Raw genomic sequence first — 25,909 nt, forward strand, 5'->3', positions numbered from 1 at the left:
CCGTTGAAAAGGCCGCCACTGGCACGCTGATTTTCCTGTCATCCAACGGTCATGTATGACAGCAATATTTACGATCCCCCGGAACTATCTACACTGGGATATCTCTATGATGGCAACGGTCGTTAACGGGGGCATTGTAAGGTGACTGCCGCCTGATTAGACTGCGCCGAATTCCACAGGCCTAGCCTTTTGTAAGGACGTATATGATCAAAAAATGCTTGTTCCCGGCAGCCGGCTACGGCACGCGCTTCCTGCCTGCTACCAAAGCCATGCCCAAGGAAATGCTGCCGGTGGTCAACAAGCCACTGATCCAGTATGGCGTTGAAGAAGCATTGGATGCGGGTCTGAACGAGATCTCCATCGTTACCGGGCGCGGCAAGCGCGCCCTGGAAGACCACTTCGACATCAGCTACGAGCTGGAAAACCAGATCAAGGGCACCGACAAGGAAAAATACCTGGTCGGTATTCGTCGTCTGCTCGACGAGTGCTCCTTCTCGTACACGCGCCAGACCGAAATGAAAGGCCTCGGCCACGCCATTCTCACTGGCCGCCCACTGATCGGCGACGAGCCGTTCGCGGTGGTGCTGGCGGACGACCTGTGCGTCAACCCGGAAGGTGACGGCGTGCTGACTCAGATGGTCAAGCTGTACAAACAGTACCGCTGCTCGATCGTCGCCATCCAGGAAGTCGACCCGCAGGAAACCAACAAGTATGGTGTGATCAAAGGTGAGATGATCCGCGACGACATCTTCCGTGTAACCGACATGGTCGAAAAACCGGCCCCGGAAGACGCGCCTTCGAACCTGGCGATCATCGGCCGTTACATCCTGACCCCGGATATCTTCGACATCATCGCCAACACCAAGCCAGGCAAAGGCGGTGAAATCCAGATCACTGATGCCCTGTTGCAGCAGGCGAAGGATGGCTGCGTGATTGCCTATAAGTTCAAGGGCAAGCGTTTCGACTGCGGTGGCGCCGAAGGCTACATCGACGCGACCAACTTCTGCTTCGAGAACTACTACAAGACTGGCAAGGCTTACTGATAAGCCCTGCTGGCCTCAAAGCCATCCTTCGGGATGGCTTTTTTGTTTGCGGCGGCCAACGGCGGTATGCTGGACGCCTGCCTGGGAGAGTGAATACATGGCCTTCGATTTTGATCTGTTCGTGATTGGCGCCGGGTCCGGTGGTGTGCGCGCAGCGCGTTTTGCTGCCGGTTTTGGTGCAAAAGTGGCAGTGGCGGAAAGCCGCTACCTGGGGGGGACCTGCGTCAACGTCGGTTGTGTGCCGAAAAAACTGCTGGTATACGGCGCGCACGTTGCCGACGAGCTGGAGCAAGCCGCGGGTTTCGGCTGGACGTTGGAAGAGGGGCATTTCGACTGGGGCACCCTGATTGCCAACAAGAATCGGGAAATCGAGCGCCTTAACGGCATCTACCGTAACCTGCTGGTCAACAGCGGGGTGACCCTGTTGCAGGGCCACGCGCGTCTGACGGGTGCCAACGAAGTGGAAGTGGACGGTCAGCGCTACACCGCCGAGCATATCCTCATCGCTACCGGAGGCTGGCCGCAGGTACCGGACATCCCCGGCAAGGAACTGGCCATCACCTCCAACGAAGCCTTCTACCTCAAGAACTTGCCGCGCCGCGTGCTGGTGGTGGGTGGGGGTTATATCGCCGTCGAATTCGCCGGCATCTTCCAAGGCCTGGGGGCCGACACCACACTGCTGTACCGTGGCGACTTGTTCCTGCGCGGCTTCGATGGCTCGGTGCGCACCCACCTGAAGGAAGAGCTGGAAAAACGCGGCCTCGACCTGCAGTTCAACGCCGACATCCAGCGCATCGACAAGCTTGAAGATGGCCGCCTGAAAGCCACGCTCAAGGACGGCCGCGAGCTGGTCGCCGATTGTGTGTTCTATGCCACTGGCCGGCGCCCGATGCTGGACAATCTGGGCCTGGAGAACACCGGCGTCGAGCTGGATGCGCGCGGCTACATCCGGGTTGATGAGCAGTACCAGACCACCGCGCCCTCGATTCTCGCCATTGGTGATGTGATCGGCCGCGTGCAGTTGACCCCAGTGGCCTTGGCTGAAGGCATGGCCGTGGCGCGGCGCTTGTTCAAACCCGAGCAATACCGCCCGGTGGATTACCAGAACATCCCCACTGCGGTGTTCAGCCAGCCACCCATCGGTACCGTAGGCTTGACCGAAGAGCAGGCGCTGGAGGCCGGGCACAAGGTGCAGGTATTCGAAAGCCGCTTCCGGGCCATGAAGCTGACCCTGACCGACATTCAGGAAAAGACCCTGATGAAGTTGGTGGTCGATGCCGAGACCGACAAGGTGCTGGGCTGCCACATGGTCGGTCCTGACGCTGGCGAGATCATTCAAGGCCTGGGCATTGCACTTAAAGCCGGTGCGACCAAGCAGCAGTTCGACGAAACCATCGGCGTGCACCCGACGGCGGCCGAAGAGTTCGTGACCATGCGCACCGTCACCCGCTGATGACGTGGAGCCTGCTCTACAGCCTGTAGACGCAGCCTTGTGCTGCGACGAGGTCCTTGCTGACACCGGAATGTTTCTGTCATTCGGGCCTCGTTGCAGCACAAGGCTGCTTCAGAGGTGTGTACAAGGCCGGATCAATACACCCACACCTCGACCCGCCGGTTGCGCAGCCGGCCTTGCTCCTGTTCATTGCCGGCCACTGGCAATTCATCGCCCATCCCGGTCACCTGCAGCACCTCCACGCCACCACGCGCCAGTTCGCGGCGCACTGCTTGCGCACGCAGGCGGGAGAGCAGGGCTGCGCGCCCGGGCGTTTCCTTGGGGTCGCCGAACCCCACCAGCACTGCCTTGCCCTGCAGCTTCCCGGCCTGGCGCAGGTACTCTGCCACCCGCTGCACATCGCGCAAGGCCTTGTTGTCCAGCCTGGCGCTTCCTTCCTGGAAGCGGAAGTTCACACTCAGCCGCTGCGCCTGCAGGGCCAGGATGCGATAGCGCGGTGGCATGTCGCTTTGGGGGGCGACAGACAGGGCCTTGATCTGCTGCGAAACGAAACCCTGCTGGGCGATGATCGCCTGGCCGGCCGGGCTCTGAGCGAAATCGACCAGGGCCTTGGCCTGGGGCTTGGGGTTGGCCGGCAGGTAAAAGTACAGGCGCCGTGAGAGCGGGTAGTCCTCGCTGGCCACACGTGCACGCTCTGGCAGCATGGCCGGCGCGTCGCCTTCGGCCACCGCCAGCACCTTGGCCCCGTGTACGGCGGCCAGGCTGCTGAAACCGATGGCCTGGCGGTCGGTACCCACGCGTTGCGCCAGTTCGTCGCTGGACTCGAAGCGCCTGGCCTTGGCCGAAAGTTCGCCGTGCTGAGGTTCCAGCACCAGCGCCTTGAAGGTCTCGAAAGTGCCGGAACGGTCGTCACGGGCATACAGATGAATGGCCCCGCCAGGTATGCCCAGTTGTTCCCAGCGCTGGATCTGCCCGGAGAAAATCTGCGCCAGTTGCCGGGTGTCCAGTTGGGGTATTGGGTTGTCGGGGTGGATGATGATCGCGACGCCGTCGAGGCCGATCACTTGTTCTGCGCCGGCTGCGCGCAGGTCGCCCAGCGCCTGCAACTGGCGCACTTCACTGTCGTTGATCGGTCGCGAGGCGGCGGCCAGGTCAGCCTCGCCACGGCCCAGCGCGACAAAGCCTGTGCTTGAACCGTGGGCGGCAATGTCGATGCGCAAGGGCTGACCATGCACGTCGCGGGCGGTAATCACCCGCTCGTTGGCGACCTTGCCTGGCCGTTGTTCGATGGCGGTGGCCTGCTGCGCGCGCAATTGCCCCTGCACCAGCGCCGGTATCAAGGCCGCGCCGATGGTGTTGGAGCCTTGGACACGCAGATGCAGGGGCTCAGACAAGGTCGCTAGTGGAAGCAAGGTGAGCAGCAAGACAAGCAGGCGGAGCATGCCGGGTGGCCTATGGCACAGTGTTGGCCGGCAGATTACGACAGTGGCGTGATGATAATGTGACGGGGGCGTACACCTTCCAGCGTGCAGCGCCTGCCCGATCGTGCGCCGCGCGGGCGGCGCTCGATCTGGCAGGCGCTGCAACGCTGAAGAGGTTAATGTGCCCCGGCCGACTTGCTCAGGTCGCTCTCGGCCCATTCGGTATAAATGCAAGCGTCGGCCACTGCCCAACGCACCTTCACGCTGTCGCCCGGCTGCATCGGCATGCCCGCGGCCGACAGGGCCTTCACCGTCAGCTCGGTACCCCCTGCAGTCACCACATGACAGGTCTGGCTTTCACCCAGGAACAGCACTTCGCCCACCTTGGCACTGACCTCGTTCCAGCCCGCCGGCAATGGCTCGCGCGCCGCTTGTTCGGCGGTCAGGGCCAGGGCTTTTTCCGGACGCACCATGATCAGCGCATCCTGCTCGGCGGCCAGGCCTGGGGTGAGGCGGATGGCCACTGGTTGGCCCTCGAAGCTGCCTGCGCCATTGCTGCTGGCCTTGATCCGCAGGAAGTTGGAGTTGCCCAGGAACGACGCAACAAAGGCATTCGGCGGATTCTGGTACAAGTCGTACCCGGTGCCCAGGCCGACGATCTTGCCGTGGCTGAAGATGGCGATGCGCTGCGACAGGCGCATGGCTTCTTCCTGGTCGTGGGTGACGTAGACGATGGTGATGCCCAGGCGGCGGTGCAACTGGCGCAGTTCGTCCTGCAGGTCTTCACGCAGCTTCTTGTCCAGCGCGCCGAGCGGCTCGTCCATCAGCAGGATACGCGGCTCGTACACAAGCGCCCGGGCGATCGCCACGCGCTGCTGCTGGCCGCCCGACATTTGCGAGGGTTTGCGGTGCGCGAACGGCTCCAGTTGCACCAGCTTGAGCATGGCGTCGACGCGCTTTGCGGTTTCGGCAGCGCCGAGTTTGCGAATGGCCAGTGGGAAGGCGATGTTGTCACGCACATTCAGGTGCGGGAACAGCGAATAGCGCTGGAACACCATGCCGATGTCACGCTTGTGCGGTGGCACGTTGACCAGCGACTGGCCGTCGACCAGGATCTCGCCGCTGCTGGGTGTTTCGAAGCCGGCCAGCATCGACAGGGTGGTGGACTTGCCCGAGCCGCTGGAACCGAGGAAGGTCAGGAACTCGCCGTCCTGGATCTCCAGGTCGAGGTTGTCCACGGCGGTGAAGTCGCCGTAGTGCTTGTTCAGGCCGCGCAGGCTGACCAGGGTTTTGCCGTGCGCGTTGTCTTTGATCACTGCACTCATTGTTGTTTTCTCCGCGCTCAGGCGTTTTCGGTGCGCCGGCGCAAGGCGGCGGCAATGAACATGACCAGCAACGACAGGCCGATCAGCAAGGTCGAAGCCACGGCGATGACCGGGCTAAGGTCCTGGCGCAAGGTGGTCCACATCTTCACTGGCAGGGTCTGCAGGTCGGGGCTGGCCATCATCACGCTCAGCACCACTTCATCCCAGGACACCAGGAAAGCGAACAGGCCACCGGCGATCATGCCGGGGCGGATGGCCGGGAACGTGACCTTGAAAATGGCCTGCAGGCGTGATGCACCGCAGATCACCGCAGCATCTTCGATCGACTGGTCGAACAGCTTCAGCGAGTTGATGATCGAGATGATCGTGAACGGCAGGGCGACGATCACGTGGCTGACCACGAAGGCGAACAGCGTGCCGGTGTAACCTAGCTTGAGGAACAGTGCGTATACCGCCACGGCAATGATCACCAGCGGCACGATCATCGGCATGGTAAACAGCCCGTACAGCAGCTCGCGGCCCGGGAAGCGGCCACGCACCAGGGCGAATGCGCTGGGCAGGCCCAGCAGCACGGCGGCGATGGTGGTCAGCACGGCCACCTTCAGGCTGGCCAGTGCGGCGTCCATCCACTCCGGGTTGGAGAAAAACTGGCCGTACCACTTGAAGGTCCAGCCCGGTGGCGGGAACACCAGCCACTGTGACGAGCCGAATGACAGCAACACAATGAAGACCACCGGCAGCAGCAGGAAGGCCGCGATGACCCCGGTGGTCAGGTACAGGCCCGTACGCAGCGGGCGGCCCATGGCATTGGGAGACAGGAGCATGGCGGTTTACCTCGCGTTGCCAACCGGGGATTCCGGCTGCAGCTTCAGGTACAGGTAGAAGAGCACCAGGGTGATCGCCACCAGCAGTGCGGCAGCGGCGCTGGCCAGGCCCCAGTTGAGGAACGACTGCACCTGCTGGATGATGAATTCAGGCAGCATCATGTTCTGCGCGCCCCCCAGCAGCGCCGGGGTGACGTAGTAACCGAGCGACATCACGAACACCATCAGCGCCCCGGAGAACAGCCCCGAGCGGCACAGCGGCAGGAACACCTTCCAGAAGTTGGTCCACGGGCTGGCACCACAGATCGAACCTGCCTGCAGCACCATCGGGTCGATGGCGTGCATGGTCGCCTGCAGTGGCAGCACGATGAACGGGATCATGATGTAGCTCATGCCGATTACCACGCCGGTGAGGTTGTGCACCATTTCCAGCGGGGCATCGATGATGCCCATGGCCATCAACGCCTTGTTGATCACGCCCGAGCTCTGCAGCAGCACCAGCCACGAGTAGGTGCGCGCCAGCAGACTGGTCCACATCGACAGCAGCACGATGTTCAGCAGCCAGCGGCCCCAGCCCTTGGGCACCAGGGTGATTGCCCAGGCCAGCGGGAAGCCCAGCAGCACGCTGATCAGGGTAACCACGCCGGCCACCGAGAAGGTGTTGAACAGCACCCGTGCATAGGCCGAGTTGGCGAACAGCTGCTCGTAGTTACCCAGCCCTGGCGTTGGCTCCAGCACCCCGCGCAGCAACAGGCCGACCAGCGGGGCGAAGAAGAACAGGCCAAGGAACAGCAGGGCGGGCAGCAGGTTGCGGCTGCCTTTCCAGCGCTGGCTCAGGCTGGCACGGCGCGGTGCGGTGCCCGGGGCGCCGGCGCCCGTGGGGGCACCTTGCGCGTTTTGCAGGGCGTTGATGGCGACTTTCATTTGACCAACCACTCATTCCAGCGGGCCGCGATAGCTTGACCGTTCTTGGCCCAGTAGGCGAAGTCGAGGGTGACCTGGTCCTGGGCGTAGGCAGTTGGCAGGTTTGGCGCGAGGTCCTTGTCCAGCTTGGCCACGCTGTCGACGTTGACCGGCGCATAGGCGGTTTTGTTGGCGAATTCGGCCTGGCCTTCGGCGCTGCTGGCGTTGGCCAGGAATTTCATGGCCGCTTCCTTGTTCTTGGCGCCTTTGGGGATGACCAGGAAGTCGGCCATGACCAGGTTCTGCTTCCAGCTCACACCCACCGGTGCACCGTCTTGCTGCAGGGCGTAGACACGGCCATTCCAGAACTGGCCGAGCGAGGCTTCACCTGAGGCCAGCAACTGCTGTGACTGGGCGCCACCGCCCCACCAGACGATGTCTTTCTTGATGGTGTCGAGCTTCTTGAAGGCGCGGTCCAGGTCCAGCGGGTACAGCTTGTCGGGGGCTACGCCGTCGGCCAGCAGGGCCAGTTCCAGCACGCCGGGGCTGGGCCATTTGTACAGGGCTCGCTTGCCGGGGTAGGCCTTGGTGTCGAACAGCGCGGTCCAGTCCACCGGCTTGTTGGCCCCGAGCTTGCCTTCGTTGTAGCCGAGCACGAAGGAGAAGAAGAATGAGCCGACGCCATGGTCGGAGACGAAGCGTGGGTCGATCTTGTCGCGCTTGATCTGGTTGAAGTCGAGGGGTTCGAGCAGGCCTTCGCTGGCGGCACGCAGGGCAAAGTCGGCTTCGACGTCGACCACGTCCCACTGCACGTTTCCGCTCTCGACCATGGCCTTGAGCTTGCCGTAGTCGGTGGGACCGTCCTGCACGACCTTGATGTTCGTGGCTTTGGTGAACGGTACTGCCCACGCTTCTTTCTGGGCGTCCTGGGTCGTACCGCCCCAGCTGACGAAGTTGAGGCTATCGGCGGCCTGGGCGGCCTGACATGCCAGGGTCAGCAGGCTGGCGGACAGCACTGCGGTTACACGTTTGCTTAACAGCATGGTTACGCCCTCGTTGCTTTTGTTATTCGAGGCGGGGCTTGTGGTGCGCCCGCCAATAGTGTTCGGGGAGCAGCTAAAACAAAGTGTTCTGATGGCCGTTTTTAATTGTAGGTGCCGGCCTGCAGGTTTAAGGTCTACGGGATATCATATTATGGTATTCCAAGATTTTGGCAAGAGGTATGAGGCGACCGGCCATCACTCCGCCCTGTCAAAAGCACCAAGGGCCCTGTAGGCGCGGGTTTACCCGCGAATGCGTCGGTGGTGTCACCCTCGCATTCGCGGGTAAACCCGCGCCTACAGGGCCCCGCTAAATCAATTGCTTGTGTGTTCTCAGCCATTCATCCCCGGGTCGAACGGGATGCTCTGCACCACCTCCAGCTCATAGCCCGCCAGCCCCGCGTATTTCAGCGGTGGCCCCAGGTGACGCAGCTTGCCCACGCCAAGGTCCTGCAGAATTTGCGCCCCGGTACCCACTTCGGAATACACCTTGGACTGGCCACGTTGATAGGGCCGCACAGGGTGGGTCAGTTGTGGCACACGCTCAAGCAAGGCCTGGGAGGATTCGTGGTTGGCCAGGATCACCACCACGCCAGTACCTTCCTCAGCCACCTTCTGCAGCGCCGCCCACAGCGTCCAGTTGGCGGGGCCGGCGTACTCGGCACCCACCAGGTCGCGCAGCGGGTCAATCACATGCACCCGCACCAGGGTCGGCTGTTCGCGGCGAATGTCGCCCATGACCATGGCCATGTGCACGCCACCTTCGATGCGGTCTTCATACGTGACCAGGCGGAAGGTGCCATGCACGGTCGGTAGCTCGCGCTCGCCGATGCGCTTGATGGTCTGCTCGGTGCTCAGGCGGTAGTGGATCAGGTCGGCGATGGTGCCAATCTTGATGCCATGCCGGGCGGCGAACACTTCCAGGTCGGGGCGACGGGCCATGGTGCCGTCGTCGTTCAGCACTTCAACGATGACCGAGGCCGGACTGAAGCCGGCCAGGCGTGCCAGGTCGCAGCCGGCTTCGGTATGGCCGGCACGGGTCAGCACGCCGCCTTCGCGTGCCCGCAGGGGGAAAATGTGGCCAGGTTGTACCACGTCTTCGGGGCGGGCGTTGGGGGCCATGGCCGCTGCCACGGTGCGTGCCCGGTCAGCGGCGGAAATGCCGGTGGTGACCCCGGTGGCCGCCTCGATCGACACGGTGAACGCGGTGCTGAACACGCTACCGTTGGCCGGAACCATCTGCTCCAGGCCCAGGCGCTGGCAGTGATCGTCGGTCAAGGTCAGGCAGATCAGCCCGCGCGCCTCGCGGGCCATGAAGTTGATGGCCTGGGCGTCGCAGCGCTCGGCGGCGATCAACAGGTCGCCTTCGTTTTCCCGGTCCTCGTCATCCACCAGCAGGACCATCTTGCCTTGCCGGTAGTCCTCGAGAAGTTCCTCGATGGTGTTGAAAGCCATGGTGCACGCTCACTGTGGTGGGGTGAATTTTATGGTATACCATCATACACAAATATCGCCGTAACAGGAGAGCTGCACATGAAGGCCTACTGGATCGCCCATGTGGACGTGACCGACCCCGAGCAGTACCAGCAATACACCCAGCGCGCCCCGGCTGCCTTCAAGGCATTCGGCGGGCGCTTCCTGGCCCGTGGCGGGCGCAGCGAGGCGATGGAAGGGAGGGCTACGCCTCAGCGTAGTGTGGTGATCGAGTTCGATTCGTACGCGCAGGCCGTCGCCTGTTACCGCTCCGCGCTGTACCAAGAGGCATGCAGTCATCGCCAAGGGGTGGCGAAGGCTGAGGTGATCATTGTGGAAGGGTTTGAGCCCTGAGCAGGATTTGCCGGCCCTTTCGCGGGTAACCCGCTCCTACACAGGCCACCACAGAATTTGACGTTTGTGGTGGCCTGTGTAGGAGCGGGTTTACCCGCGAAAGGGCCGGACCTGCCGCACCGATGGCAGATTCATTGAAGCCTGCGGGCCGTTTCCGCAAATAGAAGCAAAAGACCCGCCCAGGCGGGTCTATTGCTCATTGCCTCACTGCAGATGCACTTTAAGTTCGTTGCCCGCCTGCCGCAGCGCCGCCTTTACTGCCGGCACTTGGCTCAACGGGTTGAGCAGCCCATAGTCATGAATCATTCCGTTGTAGCGCACCGAGGTTACTGTCACGCCCGCCGCATTCAACTTGCGGGCATAAGCCTCGCCTTCATCCCGCAACACATCGAACTCAGCCGTTTGCACCAGCGCTGGCGGCAAGCCCTTGAGCTGTTCACTGCTGGCCCGCAGCGGCGAGGCGTAGATCTGCGCCCGCGCCTTTGCATCAACGGTGTAGTTGTTCCAGAACCACTTCATCATCCCGGTGGTCAGGAAGTGTCCTTCGGCAAACTGCTTGTACGATGCTGTCTCGAAGCTGGCATCGGTCACCGGCCACAGCAGCAGCTGGAAGCGCAGGGCAGGGGTGCCGGCCTCTTTGGCCTTGAGTGCAACCACCGCCGCCATGTTACCGCCAACGCTGTTGCCGGCTACAGCCAGGCGCTTGCCATCCACGCCGATCTCCTTGCCATGCTCGGCCACCCAGCGAGTCGCGGCGTACGCCTGGTTGATCGCCGTCGGGTAGTGCGCTTCCGGTGACGGGGTGTAGTCCACATAGACCGCCACCGCACCCGAGCCGACCACCAGGTCGCGGATCAGTCGTTGGTGGGTCGGGAAGTCGCCCAGCACCCAGCCGCCGCCGTGGAAGAACATGAACACCGGCAGATCACCTTTGACGTTAGTCGGGCGTACCACTTGCAGCTTGATCGACTGGCCATTGGCCTGAATCGTGCGTTCCTTCACTTCGATCCCCGAGAGGTCGACCTTTACCGAGGCCTGGGCGCCGGTCAGTACCGCGCGGGCGTCGTTTGGTGTGAGCTGTTCCAGCGGCTTGCCACCCCCTTTCTCCAGGGCTTCGAGGAAGGCCTGGGTGTGTTGTTCGACACCGGGGCTGCCTGCGGCGAAGGCAGTGGAAACGGACAGGGCCAGGACGGAGGCGGTGAGGGCTTTGTGGACAATGTTCATGAGCGAATCCTTTTCTGTGCAAGTGTTGGTAGTGGGCGTCTTGCCTGGCCTGAGGGGCCATCGCTGCGACTTGTGCGTAGATTAGGCAGATGCACTCGTGGGAAAAAGCCGCTATAAAGTGTTTGACTGTCAGCAAGAGCGAGACAATGAACCCTTACGAAGACATGCGGATCTTTGCCCAGGTGATGGAGGCCGGTAGTTTCACCGCTGCCGCCGACCGTCTGGGCATGTCCAAGCAATCGGTCAGCCGGCGTCTGATGCAGCTTGAAGAGCGCCTGGGCGTGCGCCTGCTCAACCGCTCCACCCGGCGCCTCGATGCCACGCCACTGGGGCAGCACTACTACCAGTCGGCCCTGCGCCTGCTGGGTGAAGTGCAGCAGGTCGAACACGACATCAGCGGCCAGGCCCAGGTCCTGCGCGGCACCTTGCGCCTCAGCGCGCCGCTGTCGTTTGCCATGGCGCACCTGGGTTGCCTGCTGACCGAGTTTCTGCAGTTGCACCCCCAGGTTGATGTAGAAGTAGACCTGAGCGACCGCGCCGTGGACCTGATTGGTGAAGGCTATGACCTGGCGCTGCGGATTGGTGCATTGGAGGACTCCAGCCTGATTGCCCGGCGTATCGCCAGTGTCGAGCGGGTCTACTGTGCGAGCCCGGCGTATTTGCAAGCACGAGGAGCGCCGGGAAAACCGGATGAGCTCGCCGCGCATGATTGTCTGCCCTATGGGCATTCGCGGCAGGTGCAGTGGCAATTCCACAAAGGTGGCAAAACCCAGGCAATTCAGGTGACCGGGCGCATGCGGGCGAACAATGGCGAGTTGCTGCGGGGGGCTGCGATTGCCGGGATGGGGGTCACTTACCTGCCGACCTTTATCGTTGGGCAGGCGTTGGCGGAGGGGCAACTGGTGACGGTTCTGGATGAGTGGCGCCCGCCCGCGCTGCAGCTCTCGGCGGTGTATCCGCAGCACCGGCAGGTGGCGCGGCCGGTGCAGGGTTTTGTCAGCTTCCTGCGTACGCGGCTGGCGCAGCTCTGACGGTCGGTACAGGCTATGCTTGCCCTATGAGTACGCCCGTTCCTTTACGCCAACCTTGCCCCCCTGGCGCCTGCGTCTGCGGCCGCGAGCAATTGGCCGACCATCCGCAGGCCGCCCAGCGCATCCTCTTGCTGACCCGGCAGGAAGAAAAACGCCTGCTCGAACGCCTGGAAAACCTGAGGGACCTGGAAGACCTTCAACGTCTGCAGCAGCGCCTGTACGAAAACCTCGGCATCCGCGTGCACATCGCCCCCGGTTACAACGAGGTACGGACCATGCGCGGCATCGTCATCGAGCTGGACGAGCAACCCGGGCTGTGTCGCAAGACCCGGCAGTCTATCCCGGCGGCAATCCGGCGCGGGCTGGAGCGTAATCCGCAGGTTGCGTTCCGGTTGCTCGATACGCACGACTTGTTGCGCGATACCTGAGCGTTGACACCTGTACCGGTCGATCCCACCTGGGGGCGCGTCAATTCCGTTAATTTTTACAGCGCTTGCTACGTCTACTTGAAAGCCACCCTGCGCCAGGCGCGCAGCGGCATCATCATTTAAGGAGACAGGCAATGACTTCCGTTTTCGACCGCGACGATATCCAGTTCCAGGTAGTGGTCAACCACGAAGAGCAATACTCGATCTGGCCCGACTACAAAGCCATCCCCAACGGCTGGCGTGCCGTGGGCAAAAGCGGCCTGAAGAAGGACTGCCTGGCCTACATCGATGAAGTCTGGACCGACATGCGCCCGTTGAGCCTGCGCCAGAAAATGGCTGAAGCTGCCGCCCAGTGACCGTGCTGAACCTGCTGTGCCTGCCGTACTCCGGGGCCAGCGCCATGGTCTACAGCCGCTGGCGGCGCAAGCTGCCGGCCTGGTTGCAGGTGCGCCCGGTGGAATTGCCTGGGCGGGGGGCGCGCATGGCAGAGTCGCTGCACACTGACATGCAAGTGCTGGCTCGGCAACTGGCCAGCGAGCAGCGCCTGACGGCAAGCGCTCCTTATGCGCTGCTCGGTCACAGCCTGGGTGCACTGCTGGCCTTCGAGCTGGCCCATGAGCTGCAGGCATTGGGCTGCCCGGCGCCGCTGGCCTTGTTCGCCTGCGGCACCGCGGCACCTACCCGGCGTGAGGACTACGACGGCAACAACTGGCGCGAGCCCAAGAGCGACGCCGAGCTGATCAGCGAGTTGCGCGCGCTGCAAGGTACGCCTGAGGAAGTGCTGGCCAACGCTGAGCTGATGAGCCTGACCTTGCCGACCTTGCGCGCCGATTTTCTGTTGTGCGGCACTTACACATACCGGCAGCGAGCGGCGTTGCAGTGCCCACTGCATGTGCTGGGTGGCGTGGATGACCGGGCCAGCGATGAGCAACTGCAGGCATGGCGCTGTGAAACCCACGGCGCGTTCTCGCTGCAGATGTTCCCGGGTGGTCATTTTTTCATCCATGAGCAGGAAGACCGTGTGCTCGCTGCGCTGACCGCGTCGCTGCAACCGCTTCGGCTGTCCGCCTGATTGACGTCACCGCTTGCCTGGGGGAGGCTAGGGTTTTTCCCAGGCAAGAGGCAGACAATGCTGATCGATCCACTCAAGGCCACGCTGCTGGTCGTCGACATCCAGGAAAAACTGATCGGTGCCATGAGCGACCCCGAAGGCACTCGGGCACGGGCCCGCTGGTTGCTGGCGGCGACTGCCGAGCTGGCGCTGCCGACGGTGATTTCCGAGCAGTACCCCAAAGGCCTGGGCCATACCCTGGCCGAACTGCTGGCCGTAGCGCCGGCAGCCGAAGTGGTGGAAAAAAGTCACTTTTCCTGCGTGGCCGCCGAGTGCCTGCCGGCCAGTTTGATGGCGCGCGAGCAGGTGATCGTCTGCGGCATGGAAACCCATGTCTGTGTGCTGCAGACCGTGCTCGGCCTGCTGGCGCTGGGCAAGCAAGTGTTCGTGGTCGAGGATGCCTGCGACAGCCGCACCCCGGCCAGCAAGGCCGCAGGCCTGGCGCGCATGCGTGCCGCCGGTGCGCAGGTAGTGACCCGCGAGATGGTGCTGTTCGAATTGATGGGCAGTGCCGGGCACCCGCAGTTCCGCCACATCAGCAAAACCTATCTGGTCGGTGAACAGCCCTGAACGGCCGGTTACTGGCCATTTCGGTGATGGCCCTGGCGCTGTTGCAAGGCTGTGCCGGGCGCCGCGAAGAAGCACCCGAAACGGACCCGGCCAAAATCCGTGCGCAGCTATTGCGGCTGTTACCCGCCCAGGTCAAGGACCGCGAGGGTTGGGCCAACGATATCCAGGCAGCCTTCGAAGCCCAGCGCATAGCGCCCAGTAAAAGTAACCTGTGCGCAGTGCTGGCGGTGACCGAACAGGAGTCGACTTTCACTGCGGACCCGCAGGTGCCCAACCTTGGGCGTATCGCCCGCCAGGAGATCGACCGCCGCGCTGCGCGTCTGCATATTCCCAAACTGCTGGTCGACGGTGCGCTGAAGAGGCCGTCGGGCAACGGCAAGAGCTACCAGCAGCGGTTGCAGACGGTGCGCAGCGAAAAGCAGTTGAGCGAACTGTACGACGAAGTCGTTGCTCGCGTGCCGCTGGGCAAGACCTTGCTGGGCGGGCTGAATCCGGTGCACACCGGCGGGCCGATGCAAGTCAGCATCGATTTTGCCGAAAAGCATGCGAGGGATTACCCCTACAGCCATGAAGGCACGATTCGCCAGGAAGTGTTCAGCCGGCGCGGCGGCATGTACTTCGGTATTGCCCACCTGTTGGGCTACCCGGCCAACTACGAGCGCCAGCTTTACCGTTTCGCCGATTTCAACGCAGGCTGGTACGCCAGCCGCAATGCGGCATTCCAGGCGGCATTGAGCAAGGTCACGGGGGTGAAGTTGGCACTGGACGGCGACCTGGTGGCGCCGGGGGCGATCATGCCGGGGACGACTGAACTGGCCGCGCGCAAGCTGGGGGTGAAGCTTGGGCTGCGTAACCCGCAGATCCGAAGCCAGCTGGAGGAGGCCGACAGCCTGGCGTTCGAGGACAGCAAGCTGTACAGCGGGGTGTTCGCCCTGGCGGATGCCAAAGCCGGCAAACCGGTGCCCCGCGCAGTGTTGCCGGGCATCGAGCTGAAGAGCCCGAAGATTACCCGCAAGCTGACCACGGCCTGGTTTGCCGGGCGGGTGGATGAGCGCTATCAGCGGTGCATGAAGCGTTAGCCTGGCAGCAACCGCGATCCTTGAGCGGGTTTACCCGCGAATACGGTGGTGGCGGCAACGGCGAACGGCGGGTGGAACTTGGCCAGCAGGGCCGGCCTCTTCGCGGGTAAACCCGCTCCTACACGACGGCCTGCGCCCAACCACCGACGCGTGTCCAATGTAGGAGCGGGCTTGCCCGCGAACACGGGCGAAGCCCGTGCCATCCACCGCGCGGGCCTGTCCGATCAGCGCCCGCCCAATGCCCCAACCACTTGGTCAACGCTGGCTTTGAGCCCCGCAATCGCATCTTCAGGGTCACTCTCCACCACCACCAGCTTGGCCCCGGCCGCCTTGATCACCTCGGCCACTGCCGCTTCAGGCTGACGATGGTCCAGCACCAGCGCCACGTCCTGCGCCTTCAGGTTCTCCCCCAGCGCCTTGAGGGCGGCCGCATCCCATTCGGCCGGCAGTGGCTGCTCGACCGCATCCAGGTTCAACCCGTTGACCAGATATCCCAGCCGCTCCGACAGGCTCACCACCGTCAGGTTGTCGACTTTGGCCAACCGCGTCTGGCTGCTGGCCGAAAGCTCCAGCAACTGGCGCTTGAGCCCTGCCAGGTTGCCCTGGATCTTTGCCTTGTCGTCCGGCGCCAGGCGCTCCAGGTCATTGGCCACCACGTCGGCCATGCGCCCGAGGTTGGTCGGGTTGAGCCAGGGGTAAGCACCATAGGCATCGTCACCGTTCACCGCAATGCCCGGCAGTGCGCCATCCACCGGTCGCGCGGCATCGATCTCGACAATGCGGATATTGCTGCGTCGGGCCATCGGGTACAGCGGGTCGTCACGCCAGATCGAACGCACCCCGATCACCGCATCTGCCTGCTGGGCGGCCTTGTGCAGGCCTGCGCCACCACGCCCGCTGAAATATGACGGTTGGCGGCTGGCAGGCAGGTTGGCCGGTGCTGCCTGCTGGAGCTGCACCGCAGTGCCGTCGAGCAGGGCGCTGGCCAGGCTGTGGGTGACGGGCAGGGTCGTCAGCACTTGCGTGGCGAAAGACAGGGACGGCAGGCCGGCCAGTGCCAGCGCCAGGGTCAGGTGTTTGAAGTTCATGCCGGGTTTCCTTGCAGGCGGGGAACGAGGGCGCGGGCCAGGGCGGCCAGGGCAAAGCAGATGCCGGCGACCAGGATGATCGCGGCCCCTGACGGCACCGGCAGGTCGAAAACGATCGGCAGCAAAATACCGAGCAGGGTACTGATGGTGGCAATCAGCACCGACAGGAAGAAAAAGCCCTTGAGCGACTGACTGACCAGGCGAGCGGCGGCGGCCGGGATGACCAGCAGCGCACCGACCAGGATGGCCCCGATCACCTTCACCGCAGCTACAGTCACCAACGTCACCAGCACCACGAACAGATAGTCCAGGGTCTTCACCGCTACCCCGCGCACAGCCGCCAGCTGCGGGTTGAAACTGGCCAGCATGATGCGGTTGTACAGCGGCAGCGCCAAGGCCAGCACCAGCGCCGCGACGATGCCCAGCACGAGCAAGTCCTGGGCGCTAACGGTCAGCACCGAGCCGAACAGCACGTTTTCGAGGATGTGCACGTTGATCTTGCCTGCCAGCATCAGCAGCAGGCTGGCGCCCAGCGCCAGCGACACCGACAGGAACACGCCAATCAGTGTGTCCGGCGACAGCCCGGTACGGTTGCGCAGGAAGTTGAGCAGGATGCCGAACAGCAGGCAGTAGCCGAACAGGCTGCCGTAAGGGCCGGTATAGGGCTCACCCAGCAGGATACCGATGGCCACGCCGGTCAGCGCCGCATGGCCGACCGCTTCGGAGAAGAAGGCAAAGCGCTTGACCACCACCAAGGTACCCAGGCCGCCCAACACCGGGCCGATCATCAGGCCAGCCAACAGGGCGTTGACCACGAAGCCGTAGGCCAGCGCCTCGGGCAGATAGCCGGCAGTGGCCCAGTCCTGGACCGTTTGGCGAAAGATTTCAAAACTCATCAGGCAAGGCTCTCGCTACGCGGGTGAACGGAGAACAGGCCGAGCAGGCGCTCCGGAGTCAGGGCCTGGGCAGGCGGCGCATCGAACAGCACCTGGCGGTTCAGGCCTGTTAACCGGTCCGCCAGACGCAACACGGCTTCCAGGTCGTGCTCGATCCACAGAACGGTAGTGCCGGCCTGGCGCCAGCCCTGCAATAACTGTTCGAACACCTGGATTCCGGCTTCATCGAGGGCCGACATCGGTTCGTCCAGCACCAGCAACTGTGGCTCGGGGATCAGGCCCTGGGCCAGCAGCACGCGCTGGCGCTCACCGCCGGACAGTGCACCCATGCGCCGCGTGCGCTTGTCGAGCATGCCAACCTGAACCAAGGCTGCATCAATGGCTGGCTTCACGCGCCGCGACAGGCCGAGGAAGGCCGGGCGGCGCTGGCACATGGCGGCCATGAAGTCGTCCACGGTCATGGGCAGGCCGCGGTCGAACTCCAGTGCCTGCGGCACGTAGCCAATCACTTCGCGCTCACCAGGCCAATGCAAGGTCAGCTGGCCCTGGTGTGGCATCTGCCCGAGCAGGGTCTTGATCAACGAGCTCTTGCCGCCGCCGTTGGGGCCGACGATGGCGTGCACGCTGCCTGCTGCCACGCTGAAACTGACCTGTTCGAGGATGCGCGTACGCCCCAAGGTCAGGTCGATGCCAGTGAACTCGATGCGCGGCCCGCAGGCTGTCACCCGCTTGGCGGCAGCGGTCATGCGCGGTTCTCCTGAATGGCGCGGACCACGGTGTCCAGGTTGCGCTTCATTTCCACCTCGTACTTGTCCTTGGTGTAATCGCCGTAGGAGATATGCGTCAACGGATACAGGCGTACGCCGGACTCACGCTGAATGGTTTCGACATAGGCCGACGGGAAGTCCATTTCCGAGAAGATCACCCGCACGTCCAGTGCCTTGAGCTGGTCGATGGTTTTTTTCAGCTGCGCCGGGCTGGGCTCGATGCCATGGGCCGGCTCGACGACGGCGGTCACCTCCAGACCGAAGTCGCGCACCAGGTAGTCATAGGCAGCATGGATGGTGGCGACCCGGAACGTTGCGCCAGGGGCTTCGGTGACCTTGGCCAGGGCCTCGGCACGCAGGGCGCGCAGGCGCTTGGCGTAGGCACGGGCGTTTTGCGTGTACAACTTGGCGTTGTCCGGGTCGAGCTTGCCCAGTTCACGGGCGATGTTGTTCACCTGGGCGATGGTGGTGCTGATCGACAGAAAGGTGTGCGGGTTGACCACCTTGCCGGCACCGCGCGCGGCGATGCCAGTGGCCGCCAGCAGCGGCACGTTCTGATTGGCTTCGATAGTGGCAATGTCGGGTTTTTCGCTGGTGGCGATCATGCGGTCTGCGAAATCGTCATGGCCAACACCGTTGAGCACCACCACGTCCAGCGTGCCGATGCGCTTGATGTCCTCGGCCCGCGGCTCGTAGGCGTGCGGGTTGAAGCCCGCCGGAATCAGGGGAACCACCTCGGCCTTGTCGCCGACAATATTGCTCACGTAGCTGTAGTAGGGGTGCAGGGTGATGCCGATTCGCAGCGGCTTGCTGTTATCGGCCAGGGCCATTGCCGGCAGGGCAAGGGACAGGAGCAGGGCGAGGGCGGAGCGAAACATGGGCGGGTCCTTGGGTTCAGTGACGGTGTTCGCGGGTGACCCCGGCGTCGTAGTGGCTGACCACCTGTTGCCAGCCAGCCGCGATCAGAGCGGCCAGGCCGAGGTCGTCCGGGATCACGGCGGCGCTGTCGCGGCGCAGCCAGATATCGGCTTGGCCTGTGCTGTCGGGTGGCAGGATCAGCAGCAGGCTGCCGGCCACTTCCGGGGCCTGGCTGCGGCCCAGGTAGGCGCCGGGTTCCAGCCATGACCATTGGTGGCCGCCACGGCTTTGGCTGCCGGCATCGACCACGAACGGCGGCAGGCCTTCTTCGGCCAGGGCCTTTACGCTGGGCGTGACGGCGTTTTCTTCGCGCAGGAGCTGGATCTCGTCGAAGGCTACCCGCAGGTCGGTGTACAGGCCTTGCTCGGCGGCGGTGAGGTCGCGGCGGGCGTCGATCTGGTGGCTGGCGATGGCCTGTTCGTCCTCGCGCTCACCGCGCAGCAGCACCACGCTGGCGGCGAGCACCACGATCAGCAAGCTTGCCAGCAGCACGTACAGGGTTTCGTGCCCGGCACCGGCCGGGCGAATGACGTGGGCGCGGCTCATGGCTGGGCGATATCGGCGTAGTCCACTTCCACCACGTGCCCGGGGCCAGCATCGAACAGCACGTAGAATTCGCCGTCCGGGCGTTTGAAGGTCAGCGTCGAGTCGTTGCCAAGCTTGCCGCCGACCAGCACCTGTTCGTCATAACCAATCACGTCCAGGGTCACTCCGGGGGCACCGCTGCCGTCCGAGAAACCGCCGGTGCACTTGACCTGGCCGCTGGCCAGTTCTTCGCATTCGCACATCGGGTTGTGCGCAAGCGCAGGGCCGGCGACCAGTACCAGCAAGGGCAGCGCCAGGGTGCGCATCCGGTGATTCATTTGTTTTCTCCTTGTTTCTCGAGCCATGCCACAGTGGCTGGCGATGCCTTGGTCAGGGGGATCGACGCCTGGTGCATGCTGCCGTCCCAGCCTTCCAGGGTGATCCAGATGTGCGCGTCGGGTTTGGTACGCGGCGGAATCGGCAACGAGGTGCCCATGTTGTAAGGTGCACCGAAGAAAATGGTGCCGGCGGCGCGCAGGCTTCTTGGCTTGCCGATGCGCAGGTAGGCTGCCTTGACGTTTTTTATGCAGGCCTTGCACAGCGATGCATTGAACGATTTGAAGTAGCCGGCGGGGCCGTCGGCGTGTGGCGCCTCGTCACGCAGTTCCGCAAGGTCGAGGCTGTAAGGGCCGACCTGGATGTCACTGATCACGTTGGCGCCAAGGCCGGCGTCGCCGCGGAACAGCCTGGCGTCGGCGAAGTACTTGGGCATGAAGCCCAGCGGGATCAGGATCAGCAGGATGTTCAGGTGAAAACGCCACTTCAGCCAAAGCTGCTTCAGCGGGCTGGCGGGCAGGGCCTGGGCCTGGCTCATGAATGGATCTCCACGGTGGTTTCACTGTGTACTGCACGCGGAGCGCGCTCGCTGCGCTTGAGGGCCGCGGCGGTGGCCTGGGCGGTGCGCTTGGTCCAGATCAGCAGGCCGCTCAGCACCATCAAGGTGAGGATCAGGCCGAAGAAGAACCACACCAGCTTGATCGGCAAACCGCCAAAGTCGCCGGTGTGCAGCGGGCGCATGGACTCGGTGACGAACTCCAGGGCCGAACGGTCGCGGATCAGGAACTGGCTGTCGACATTGCGTGTGTACGGATTTACCGACGCACTCTGGAACATCAACGGGTACCAGCCCGGGCCAGACAGCATGACGTGGCTGTAGGCAGTGGCGGGGAGCGAGATGGAGGTCACTTCCAGCCCCGGGATCGCCAGCCCGGCAAGGCGTGCCGCCTCATCCAGGTCGATGCGCGAGGCGGGGCTGCCATCTGGCGTTTGTGGCACTTCCTCACGGGCGATCACCGGCACGATGGGCTGGCTGGAAAGGGTGATGTGGTTGTCAGACAGGATCGCCTGGATCAGGAACCAGGTGCCGGTGACGGAAATGACTGCAATGAACCAGATTGACCACACCCCGGACAGACGGTGCAGGTCACCCCAGAAAATTCGCGAACCATGGCCGGTACGCACGGGTTTGAAAAAGCCCTTCCAGAACTTCTTGTAAACCACCAGGCCGGTGACCAGCGAGGCCAGCATCGGCAGGCCGAGCAGCGAGACCAGGTACCAGCCCCAGCTGAAACCGTTGGTGAACGGCACCAGCCACCAGCCGTGCAGGGCGCGGGTGAAGGCTTCGAAGTTGAAGTCCGGGGTCTTGCCCTGAATGGTTCCGGTGTAGGGGTTTACATACAGCGTCGGGCGGGTGCCGTCAGGCAGGGTGACATTGGCTTTCACCGCGAAGTGCGAACCATCTGGCTGGCTCAGGCGCTCCACCACCATGTCCGGCTCGGCCTTGTTCAAGGCCTCCAGTACCTGCTGAAAGCTCATGCGCTCGGTGTCCGCGTCTGGCTTGTTGGCGCGCACAGCCGGATCGGCGAGCCAGACGATTTCCTGGCTGACCACGGCGAGCATGCCGGTGAAGCAGACGATCAGGACAAAGAACCAGATCGGCAAGGCGAGCCAGCTGTGGACCAGGAACCACAGCTTGGATTTGGATTTTTTCGGTGATTGGGCCATCAGACGGTCTTCTGCTATGGGTGGTCGAGCGTGTGCCAACCAAAGAGTGCTGTACTGATAAGGACGAATGAGAATCGAAAACCTGCAGGTTAAAATGAAAGCAAATGTTTCAAAGCACAAACACCGGACTGCGCACGAGGCACCAGTCCGGCCTTGATGGCTGGTTGTAGAGAGGGGTCAGGCGCGGGTCAGTGCCACGGCTGCTTGGGGCTTTTCGTGCAACTGCTCCAGGTCCTGGTACAGCGCTCGGCCAATTTCCGCAGCGCGTGCCGGCAGGACCGAAAGCAGGGTGTCACTCAGGCCGTGGCTGTTTTCGCAGAAGCCCTGCAGGTACACCGAGGCTTGCAGGTCCGGGCTGGCCAGTACGCGGTAGTTGCGGTCGACGCTGAAGTCCTCCAGGTAATCGGCCAGCGGCGCGAGCAATTCACGGTGCGAGCGGCGCTCGTAACCGGTGGCGAGGATAACGGCATCGTAGCGGTGGGTTTGCTGCTGGCCGGTGGCGAGGTCGCGCAGGGTCAGTTCCAGGCCTTCGCGGGTGGCCACCACCGCTTCCACCTGGCGCCGGCACAGCACGTTGTGGCGGTGCTGATGGGCAACCTTCTGCCGGTAGAGGATGCCGTAGATGCGCTCGATCAGGTTGAGGTCGACCACCGAGTAGTTGGTGTTGTGGTATTCGCCCAGCAGTTTGCTGCGCTGTTCGGCCGGTTCGTTGTAGACCAGGTCGGTATAGTCGGGGGAGAAGATCTCGTTGACGAAAGGGCTGTCGTCGGCGGGCTTGAGGGCCGAGCCGCGCAGAATCATGTCGACCTTGACTGACGGGTAGCTGTCGTTGAGGTCGATGAACGCCTCGGCGGCGCTCTGGCCTGAGCCGATCACGGCAATGCGCATGGGTTTGCCAGCCGTGCACGGCAGTTTGGTCAGGCTGCTCAGGTACTGCGAGTGGTGGAAGACTCGCGGGTCGTCCTTGAAGGCGCCGAAGTTTTCCGGGATTTTCGGCGTGCCACCGCTGCCCACCACCACTGAGCGGGTGGCGCGGCTGTATTCGCGGCCTTGTTTGTCACGCGTGATCACGCACAGGTGTTGGACCCGGCCTGCATGCATGTGCGGTTCGATGCGCAACACTTCCTGCCCATACACCGCCTGGGAGGCGAAATGCTCGGCGGCCCAGCGCAGGTAGTCGTTGTACTCCAGGCGGCAGGGGTAAAAGGTGCCGAGGTTGATGAAGTCGGCCAGGCGCTGCTTCTGGTGCAGGTAGTTGACGAAGCTGTAAGGGCTGGTTGGGGTACGCAGCGACACCAGGTCCTTGAGGAACGAGATCTGCAACTCGCTCTGGGTAGCCAAGGTCTCGCCGTGCCAGTGGTAGTCTTGCTGCTTGTCGATGAACAGTGCGTCGAGTGCATGGCCCCGGGATTCGGCGAGTTCTTCCAGGGCGATGGCCAAGGCCAGGTTGGAGGGGCCGAAGCCCACGCCGATCATGTCTTTGATGGTTTCCTGCTGTGAAGACTGGCTCATGGCTGCGATTCCCTGAATGGTCGAATATGGACGCCCGCCGGGGCTCCGGCTCCTGCGCAAGTACATGAGTTGGAACGAGCCAGCCGAGGGGGAATTTAAGCGGGCTAAAGAACAGCGTGAGGCGGCCGATGTGTTGGTTACGGCAAGGACCAATTTTTCAGGCAGGGAATCAACATGAGCGGTATCACGGCAAGCAACCTGATGATCAATGGTGTTTCAGCGCAGACGCTGAGCGCGAACGCAGCAACCGAGCGTGAGCAGGCGAAACAGGCCGGTGAGGCGGTGGGGCCCTTGAGCATCAGCAGTGACAGCATGAAGGTGTCGGCGGGTAGCCCGGCGCAATCCACCGACACAGAAGGCAGTGGCGAGTCGGAGGCTGTGAGCGAGCTGCGTCAATTGATCAAGGATCTGCAGAAGCAATTGGCAGAGGAACAGAAACAGTTGGCTGCATTGCAGAACAGCAAGATGGACGAGGCTGCGAAAGCAGCAGCGGTTGGTGCCAAGCAGGCGAGCATTGCTACCCTCAATGGGCAGATCATGGCGGCCACGGCGCAGTTGCTGGAACTGTTGCAGCAAGAGGGCGGCAGCAGTGCGGGCGGGATGGTCAGCGCTACGGCCTGACTGGACATGCACAGGCCGCTGTAGGAGCGGGTTTACCCGCGAATGGGCCGGCCCTGCTGGCCAGTTTCCACCCGCCGTTCACCGTTGCCGCCTCTACCGTATTCGCGGGTAAACCCGCTCCTACACCTGATCAGGGTTGGACACACACATTGGTGATCGGGCGCAGGCCGTCGTAGGCGCGGGTTTACCCGCGAACACGGGCGAAGCCCGTGCTATCCACCGCGTTGTCTGTTTCGCGGACAAGCCCGCACGCGCCAGGAAATGGCGGTCATTCGGCCGCCAACCGCCCCTTGTTCTGCCGGTCGGCCTTGTACTGCATGGCCACCGCCGGTGCCGGTTTGGCGGCACCGGTTTCCAGCCATTGACGCATGCGGCTGGCATCGGCGAAGTGGGTGTACTTGCCGAAGGCATCGAGAATGACCATGGCCACCGGGCGGTTATCCATGCGGGTCAGCAATACCAGGCAGTGCCCGGCCTCGTTGGTGAAGCCGGTCTTGGTCAGCTTGATATCCCAGTTGCTTTTGTTCACCAGGTGGTCGGTGTTACGGAAGCCCAGGGTGTAGTTGGGCTTGCGGAAGGCGACGGTCTTTTCGCGGGTGGTCGACAGCTCACTCAGCATGGGGTACTTGCGCGAGGCCATCAGCAGCTTGGCCAGGTCGCGGGCAGTGGATACGTTCTGCGTCGACAGGCCAGTCGGCTCAACATAGCGGGTGTGGGCCATTCCCAGGCTGCGGGCTTTGGCATTCATTGCCTTGATGAACGCCGGATAGCCGCCGGGGTAGGCGTTGGCCAGGCTATTGGCCGCACGGTTTTCCGACGACATCAGGGTAATCAGCAGGGTTTCGCGGCGGTCCAGCTGGCTGCCCAGGCGCACGCGCGAGTACACACCTTTCATTTCCGGGTTGTTGGCAATGGTCATGGTGAGCATTTCATCCATGGGCAACTTGGCATCCAGCACCACCATCGCCGTCATCAGTTTGGTCACCGAAGCGATCGGCACCACGCGGTCGGCATGGCTTGAATACAGCTCTTGGTTGCTGTTCAGGTCGATCAGCAGAGCGCTGCCTGAAGCCAGATGCAGTTTGGAGGGGTCACGTTGAACCTGGGCCGGGGGTTGTGCAGCAGCAGTCGACGGAAGGGTCGCGGTACCTGTGAGCAACAGCAGCAGGCTGAGGATGGACAGGGATGTTTTCACGTTGAGGCTCACTAAAAGTTGGTATGTCGTTGGCTGTGCAAGGGTTTTCCCCCTAAAACCGATGCATTCTGGAGTATGGCTGAATTGCTGTCGAATGCCTTATGCCTAAAGGGCGCAAAGTGAACGATATTTAATCCTGTACCCATTACGTTCTTTCCCAGCTTCGCCAGTTCCGTCCAATCGTTGGCAGAATTCAACCACTTGGCGTAGGTCGAGAGAAGCACCTGCACCGAGCGCCCAAGCTGCCAAGCAGTGAACGCTGGATTTGTGGTGACGAGCCAGAAGGTTGGAAGATGAATGGCGACTCCGTCGAGACGCGGCGCTTCTGCTTCGAGCGGTATTGGGTCGGTTAGCGCCTCTGGATTGGGTTGACCATCCTTGTCCTACCTCACATGGAGGACAAGCCATGAACGCCATTACGACCAGCAGCCATCAGCCTTGGAACAAAGGAAAATTGGTCGGGCAGAAAGCTCCGCTCCGACTGAAAGATATCTGGGCCATTCGGGTAAGGCTCCAAATCGCGGAGGAAACTCGTGATTTAGCCCTTTTCGATCTGGCCATCGATAGCAAGCTACGAGCCTGCGATCTGACCAAGCTTCGCGTACGCGACGTTGCTCATGGGGAGCACGTGTCATCTCGGGCGATAGTGATGCAGCAGAAAACCCAACGTCCCGTACAGTTTGAAATTACAGAGCAAACGCGGCTGGCCCTACAGGGCTGGATACATCAAGCCCAACTCCACAGCGAGGATTGTCTTTTCCCAAGCCGGCTACACGCCTCAGTGCATCTCTCCACCCGGCAGTACGCCCGAATCGTCAAAGCGTGGATAAAGTCTATTGGGCTAGATCCTGCTATGTACGGCACCCACACGATGAGACGTACAAAGGCATCGCTGATCTATCGCAGGACAAAGAACTTGAGAGCAGTTCAGCTCCTGCTCGGCCATACAAAGCTTGAAAGCACAGTGCGATACCTGGGCATTGAAGTCGATGACGCATTGGAGATGGCAGAGCAGACGGAGGTCTGACAGCGTCCAGCGACGGT

General features: G+C 62.8%; 28 protein-coding genes. 11 read left to right on the forward strand and 17 right to left on the reverse strand.

Annotated features, from left to right (window positions below; genetic code table 11):
- The first annotated feature begins 203 nt into the window (after nt 1–203).
- A complete protein-coding gene (gene galU, locus KW568_RS11005; protein WP_003250908.1) occupies nt 204–1,043 on the forward strand; it encodes a UTP--glucose-1-phosphate uridylyltransferase GalU in 840 nt (279 codons plus the stop codon).
- A gap of 97 nt (nt 1,044–1,140) precedes the next feature.
- Nucleotides 1,141–2,496, forward strand: coding sequence for a glutathione-disulfide reductase (gorA, locus tag KW568_RS11010; RefSeq protein WP_004576589.1), 1,356 nt, complete (start codon nt 1,141–1,143; stop codon nt 2,494–2,496).
- Between the two features lie 134 nt (nt 2,497–2,630).
- On the opposite strand, the gene KW568_RS11015 is transcribed toward gorA, so the two are convergent.
- The 6 genes from KW568_RS11015 to ribBA form a co-directional block, all read right to left on the reverse strand.
- Nucleotides 2,631–3,938, reverse strand: a complete 1,308-nt coding sequence (locus tag KW568_RS11015; RefSeq protein WP_004576590.1) for a substrate-binding domain-containing protein — start codon at nt 3,936–3,938, stop codon at nt 2,631–2,633.
- Between the two features lie 155 nt (nt 3,939–4,093).
- Nucleotides 4,094–5,242 (reverse strand): ABC transporter ATP-binding protein, encoded by a 1,149-nt coding sequence (locus KW568_RS11020; RefSeq protein ID WP_004576591.1) that lies wholly within the window; start codon nt 5,240–5,242, stop codon nt 4,094–4,096.
- A gap of 17 nt (nt 5,243–5,259) precedes the next feature.
- Entirely contained in the window at nt 5,260–6,066 is an 807-nt protein-coding gene (locus KW568_RS11025) for an ABC transporter permease (RefSeq protein WP_003256236.1), read from the reverse strand.
- Nucleotides 6,067–6,072: 6 nt separating this feature from the next.
- Nucleotides 6,073–6,990, reverse strand: coding sequence for an ABC transporter permease (locus KW568_RS11030; protein ID WP_004576592.1), 918 nt, complete (start codon nt 6,988–6,990; stop codon nt 6,073–6,075).
- Nucleotides 6,987–8,012, reverse strand: coding sequence for an ABC transporter substrate-binding protein (locus KW568_RS11035; protein WP_004576593.1), 1,026 nt, complete (start codon nt 8,010–8,012; stop codon nt 6,987–6,989). Before KW568_RS11035 ends, KW568_RS11030 begins: the two co-directional genes overlap by 4 nt.
- A gap of 330 nt (nt 8,013–8,342) precedes the next feature.
- The gene (gene ribBA / locus KW568_RS11040; protein ID WP_004576594.1) at nt 8,343–9,464 is read right to left on the reverse strand and encodes a bifunctional 3,4-dihydroxy-2-butanone-4-phosphate synthase/GTP cyclohydrolase II; all 1,122 of its coding nucleotides are present in this window, start codon (nt 9,462–9,464) and stop codon (nt 8,343–8,345) included.
- 78 nt (nt 9,465–9,542) lie between these two features.
- Between ribBA and KW568_RS11045 the strand changes: the two genes are divergently transcribed.
- Complete coding sequence (locus KW568_RS11045) at nt 9,543–9,836, forward strand: DUF1330 domain-containing protein (RefSeq protein WP_003256229.1); 294 nt, start codon at nt 9,543–9,545, stop codon at nt 9,834–9,836.
- A 204-nt stretch (nt 9,837–10,040) separates the two neighbouring features.
- On the opposite strand, the gene KW568_RS11050 is transcribed toward KW568_RS11045, so the two are convergent.
- Complete coding sequence (locus tag KW568_RS11050; protein WP_004576595.1) at nt 10,041–11,060, reverse strand: alpha/beta hydrolase; 1,020 nt, start codon at nt 11,058–11,060, stop codon at nt 10,041–10,043.
- 146 nt (nt 11,061–11,206) lie between these two features.
- Between KW568_RS11050 and KW568_RS11055 the strand changes: the two genes are divergently transcribed.
- The 6 genes from KW568_RS11055 to KW568_RS11080 all read left to right on the forward strand — a co-directional run bounded on the left by KW568_RS11055 (nt 11,207) and on the right by KW568_RS11080 (nt 15,279).
- Entirely contained in the window at nt 11,207–12,091 is an 885-nt protein-coding gene (locus KW568_RS11055) for a LysR family transcriptional regulator (RefSeq protein WP_004576596.1), read from the forward strand.
- A 26-nt stretch (nt 12,092–12,117) separates the two neighbouring features.
- Nucleotides 12,118–12,519 (forward strand): hypothetical protein, encoded by a 402-nt coding sequence (locus KW568_RS11060; protein ID WP_003256224.1) that lies wholly within the window; start codon nt 12,118–12,120, stop codon nt 12,517–12,519.
- Nucleotides 12,520–12,653: 134 nt separating this feature from the next.
- Complete coding sequence (locus tag KW568_RS11065; RefSeq protein ID WP_003256222.1) at nt 12,654–12,875, forward strand: MbtH family protein; 222 nt, start codon at nt 12,654–12,656, stop codon at nt 12,873–12,875.
- Entirely contained in the window at nt 12,872–13,591 is a 720-nt protein-coding gene (locus tag KW568_RS11070; RefSeq protein WP_004576597.1) for a thioesterase II family protein, read from the forward strand. Before KW568_RS11065 ends, KW568_RS11070 begins: the two co-directional genes overlap by 4 nt.
- A gap of 57 nt (nt 13,592–13,648) precedes the next feature.
- Nucleotides 13,649–14,200, forward strand: coding sequence for a hydrolase (locus KW568_RS11075; RefSeq protein ID WP_004576598.1), 552 nt, complete (start codon nt 13,649–13,651; stop codon nt 14,198–14,200).
- Between the two features lie 26 nt (nt 14,201–14,226).
- On the forward strand, nt 14,227–15,279 hold the full coding sequence (locus KW568_RS11080) for a DUF1615 domain-containing protein (protein WP_004576599.1): 1,053 nt from the start codon (nt 14,227–14,229) through the stop codon (nt 15,277–15,279).
- Nucleotides 15,280–15,503: 224 nt separating this feature from the next.
- Here KW568_RS11080 and KW568_RS11085 read toward each other — a convergent pair whose 3' ends face one another.
- The 9 genes from KW568_RS11085 to KW568_RS11125 all read right to left on the reverse strand — a co-directional run bounded on the left by KW568_RS11085 (nt 15,504) and on the right by KW568_RS11125 (nt 23,049).
- A complete protein-coding gene (locus tag KW568_RS11085) occupies nt 15,504–16,367 on the reverse strand; it encodes a metal ABC transporter solute-binding protein, Zn/Mn family (protein WP_004576039.1) in 864 nt (287 codons plus the stop codon).
- Nucleotides 16,364–17,263, reverse strand: a complete 900-nt coding sequence (locus tag KW568_RS11090; RefSeq protein ID WP_003256215.1) for a metal ABC transporter permease — start codon at nt 17,261–17,263, stop codon at nt 16,364–16,366. The genes KW568_RS11085 and KW568_RS11090 overlap by 4 nt, the downstream gene beginning before the upstream one ends.
- Entirely contained in the window at nt 17,263–18,009 is a 747-nt protein-coding gene (locus KW568_RS11095; RefSeq protein WP_004576038.1) for a metal ABC transporter ATP-binding protein, read from the reverse strand. The genes KW568_RS11090 and KW568_RS11095 overlap by 1 nt, the downstream gene beginning before the upstream one ends.
- Nucleotides 18,006–18,908 carry a metal ABC transporter substrate-binding protein gene (locus KW568_RS11100; RefSeq protein WP_003256213.1) on the reverse strand — a complete coding sequence of 301 codons (903 nt, stop codon included), beginning with the start codon at nt 18,906–18,908 and terminating at the stop codon, nt 18,006–18,008. The genes KW568_RS11095 and KW568_RS11100 overlap by 4 nt, the downstream gene beginning before the upstream one ends.
- Nucleotides 18,909–18,924: 16 nt before the next feature.
- Nucleotides 18,925–19,494 carry a DUF6162 family protein gene (locus KW568_RS11105; RefSeq protein WP_004576037.1) on the reverse strand — a complete coding sequence of 190 codons (570 nt, stop codon included), beginning with the start codon at nt 19,492–19,494 and terminating at the stop codon, nt 18,925–18,927.
- Nucleotides 19,491–19,811, reverse strand: a complete 321-nt coding sequence (locus KW568_RS11110; protein ID WP_004576036.1) for a hypothetical protein — start codon at nt 19,809–19,811, stop codon at nt 19,491–19,493. The genes KW568_RS11105 and KW568_RS11110 overlap by 4 nt, the downstream gene beginning before the upstream one ends.
- Nucleotides 19,808–20,347: a hypothetical protein gene (locus KW568_RS11115; RefSeq protein ID WP_004576035.1), complete on the reverse strand. Its 540-nt coding sequence runs from the start codon at nt 20,345–20,347 to the stop codon at nt 19,808–19,810. Before KW568_RS11115 ends, KW568_RS11110 begins: the two co-directional genes overlap by 4 nt.
- The gene (locus KW568_RS11120; protein WP_004576034.1) at nt 20,344–21,537 is read right to left on the reverse strand and encodes a PepSY domain-containing protein; all 1,194 of its coding nucleotides are present in this window, start codon (nt 21,535–21,537) and stop codon (nt 20,344–20,346) included. Before KW568_RS11120 ends, KW568_RS11115 begins: the two co-directional genes overlap by 4 nt.
- 177 nt (nt 21,538–21,714) lie before the next feature.
- Nucleotides 21,715–23,049 (reverse strand): lysine N(6)-hydroxylase/L-ornithine N(5)-oxygenase family protein, encoded by a 1,335-nt coding sequence (locus KW568_RS11125; RefSeq protein WP_003256208.1) that lies wholly within the window; start codon nt 23,047–23,049, stop codon nt 21,715–21,717.
- Between the two features lie 174 nt (nt 23,050–23,223).
- Here KW568_RS11125 and KW568_RS11130 point away from each other — a divergent pair, with 174 nt between their 5' ends.
- Nucleotides 23,224–23,670, forward strand: a complete 447-nt coding sequence (locus tag KW568_RS11130) for a hypothetical protein (RefSeq protein ID WP_003256207.1) — start codon at nt 23,224–23,226, stop codon at nt 23,668–23,670.
- A gap of 268 nt (nt 23,671–23,938) precedes the next feature.
- Here KW568_RS11130 and pbpG read toward each other — a convergent pair whose 3' ends face one another.
- Complete coding sequence (gene pbpG, locus KW568_RS11135; RefSeq protein ID WP_012051929.1) at nt 23,939–24,865, reverse strand: D-alanyl-D-alanine endopeptidase; 927 nt, start codon at nt 24,863–24,865, stop codon at nt 23,939–23,941.
- 406 nt (nt 24,866–25,271) lie between these two features.
- On the opposite strand from pbpG, the gene KW568_RS11140 reads away from it, so the two are divergent.
- Complete coding sequence (locus KW568_RS11140; RefSeq protein ID WP_003256204.1) at nt 25,272–25,892, forward strand: tyrosine-type recombinase/integrase; 621 nt, start codon at nt 25,272–25,274, stop codon at nt 25,890–25,892.
- Nucleotides 25,893–25,909 lie beyond the last annotated feature (17 nt).

The organism is Pseudomonas sp. HD6515 (assembly GCF_024971855.1).
GTDB classification, from domain to species: Bacteria; Pseudomonadota; Gammaproteobacteria; order Pseudomonadales; family Pseudomonadaceae; genus Aquipseudomonas; species Aquipseudomonas alloputida.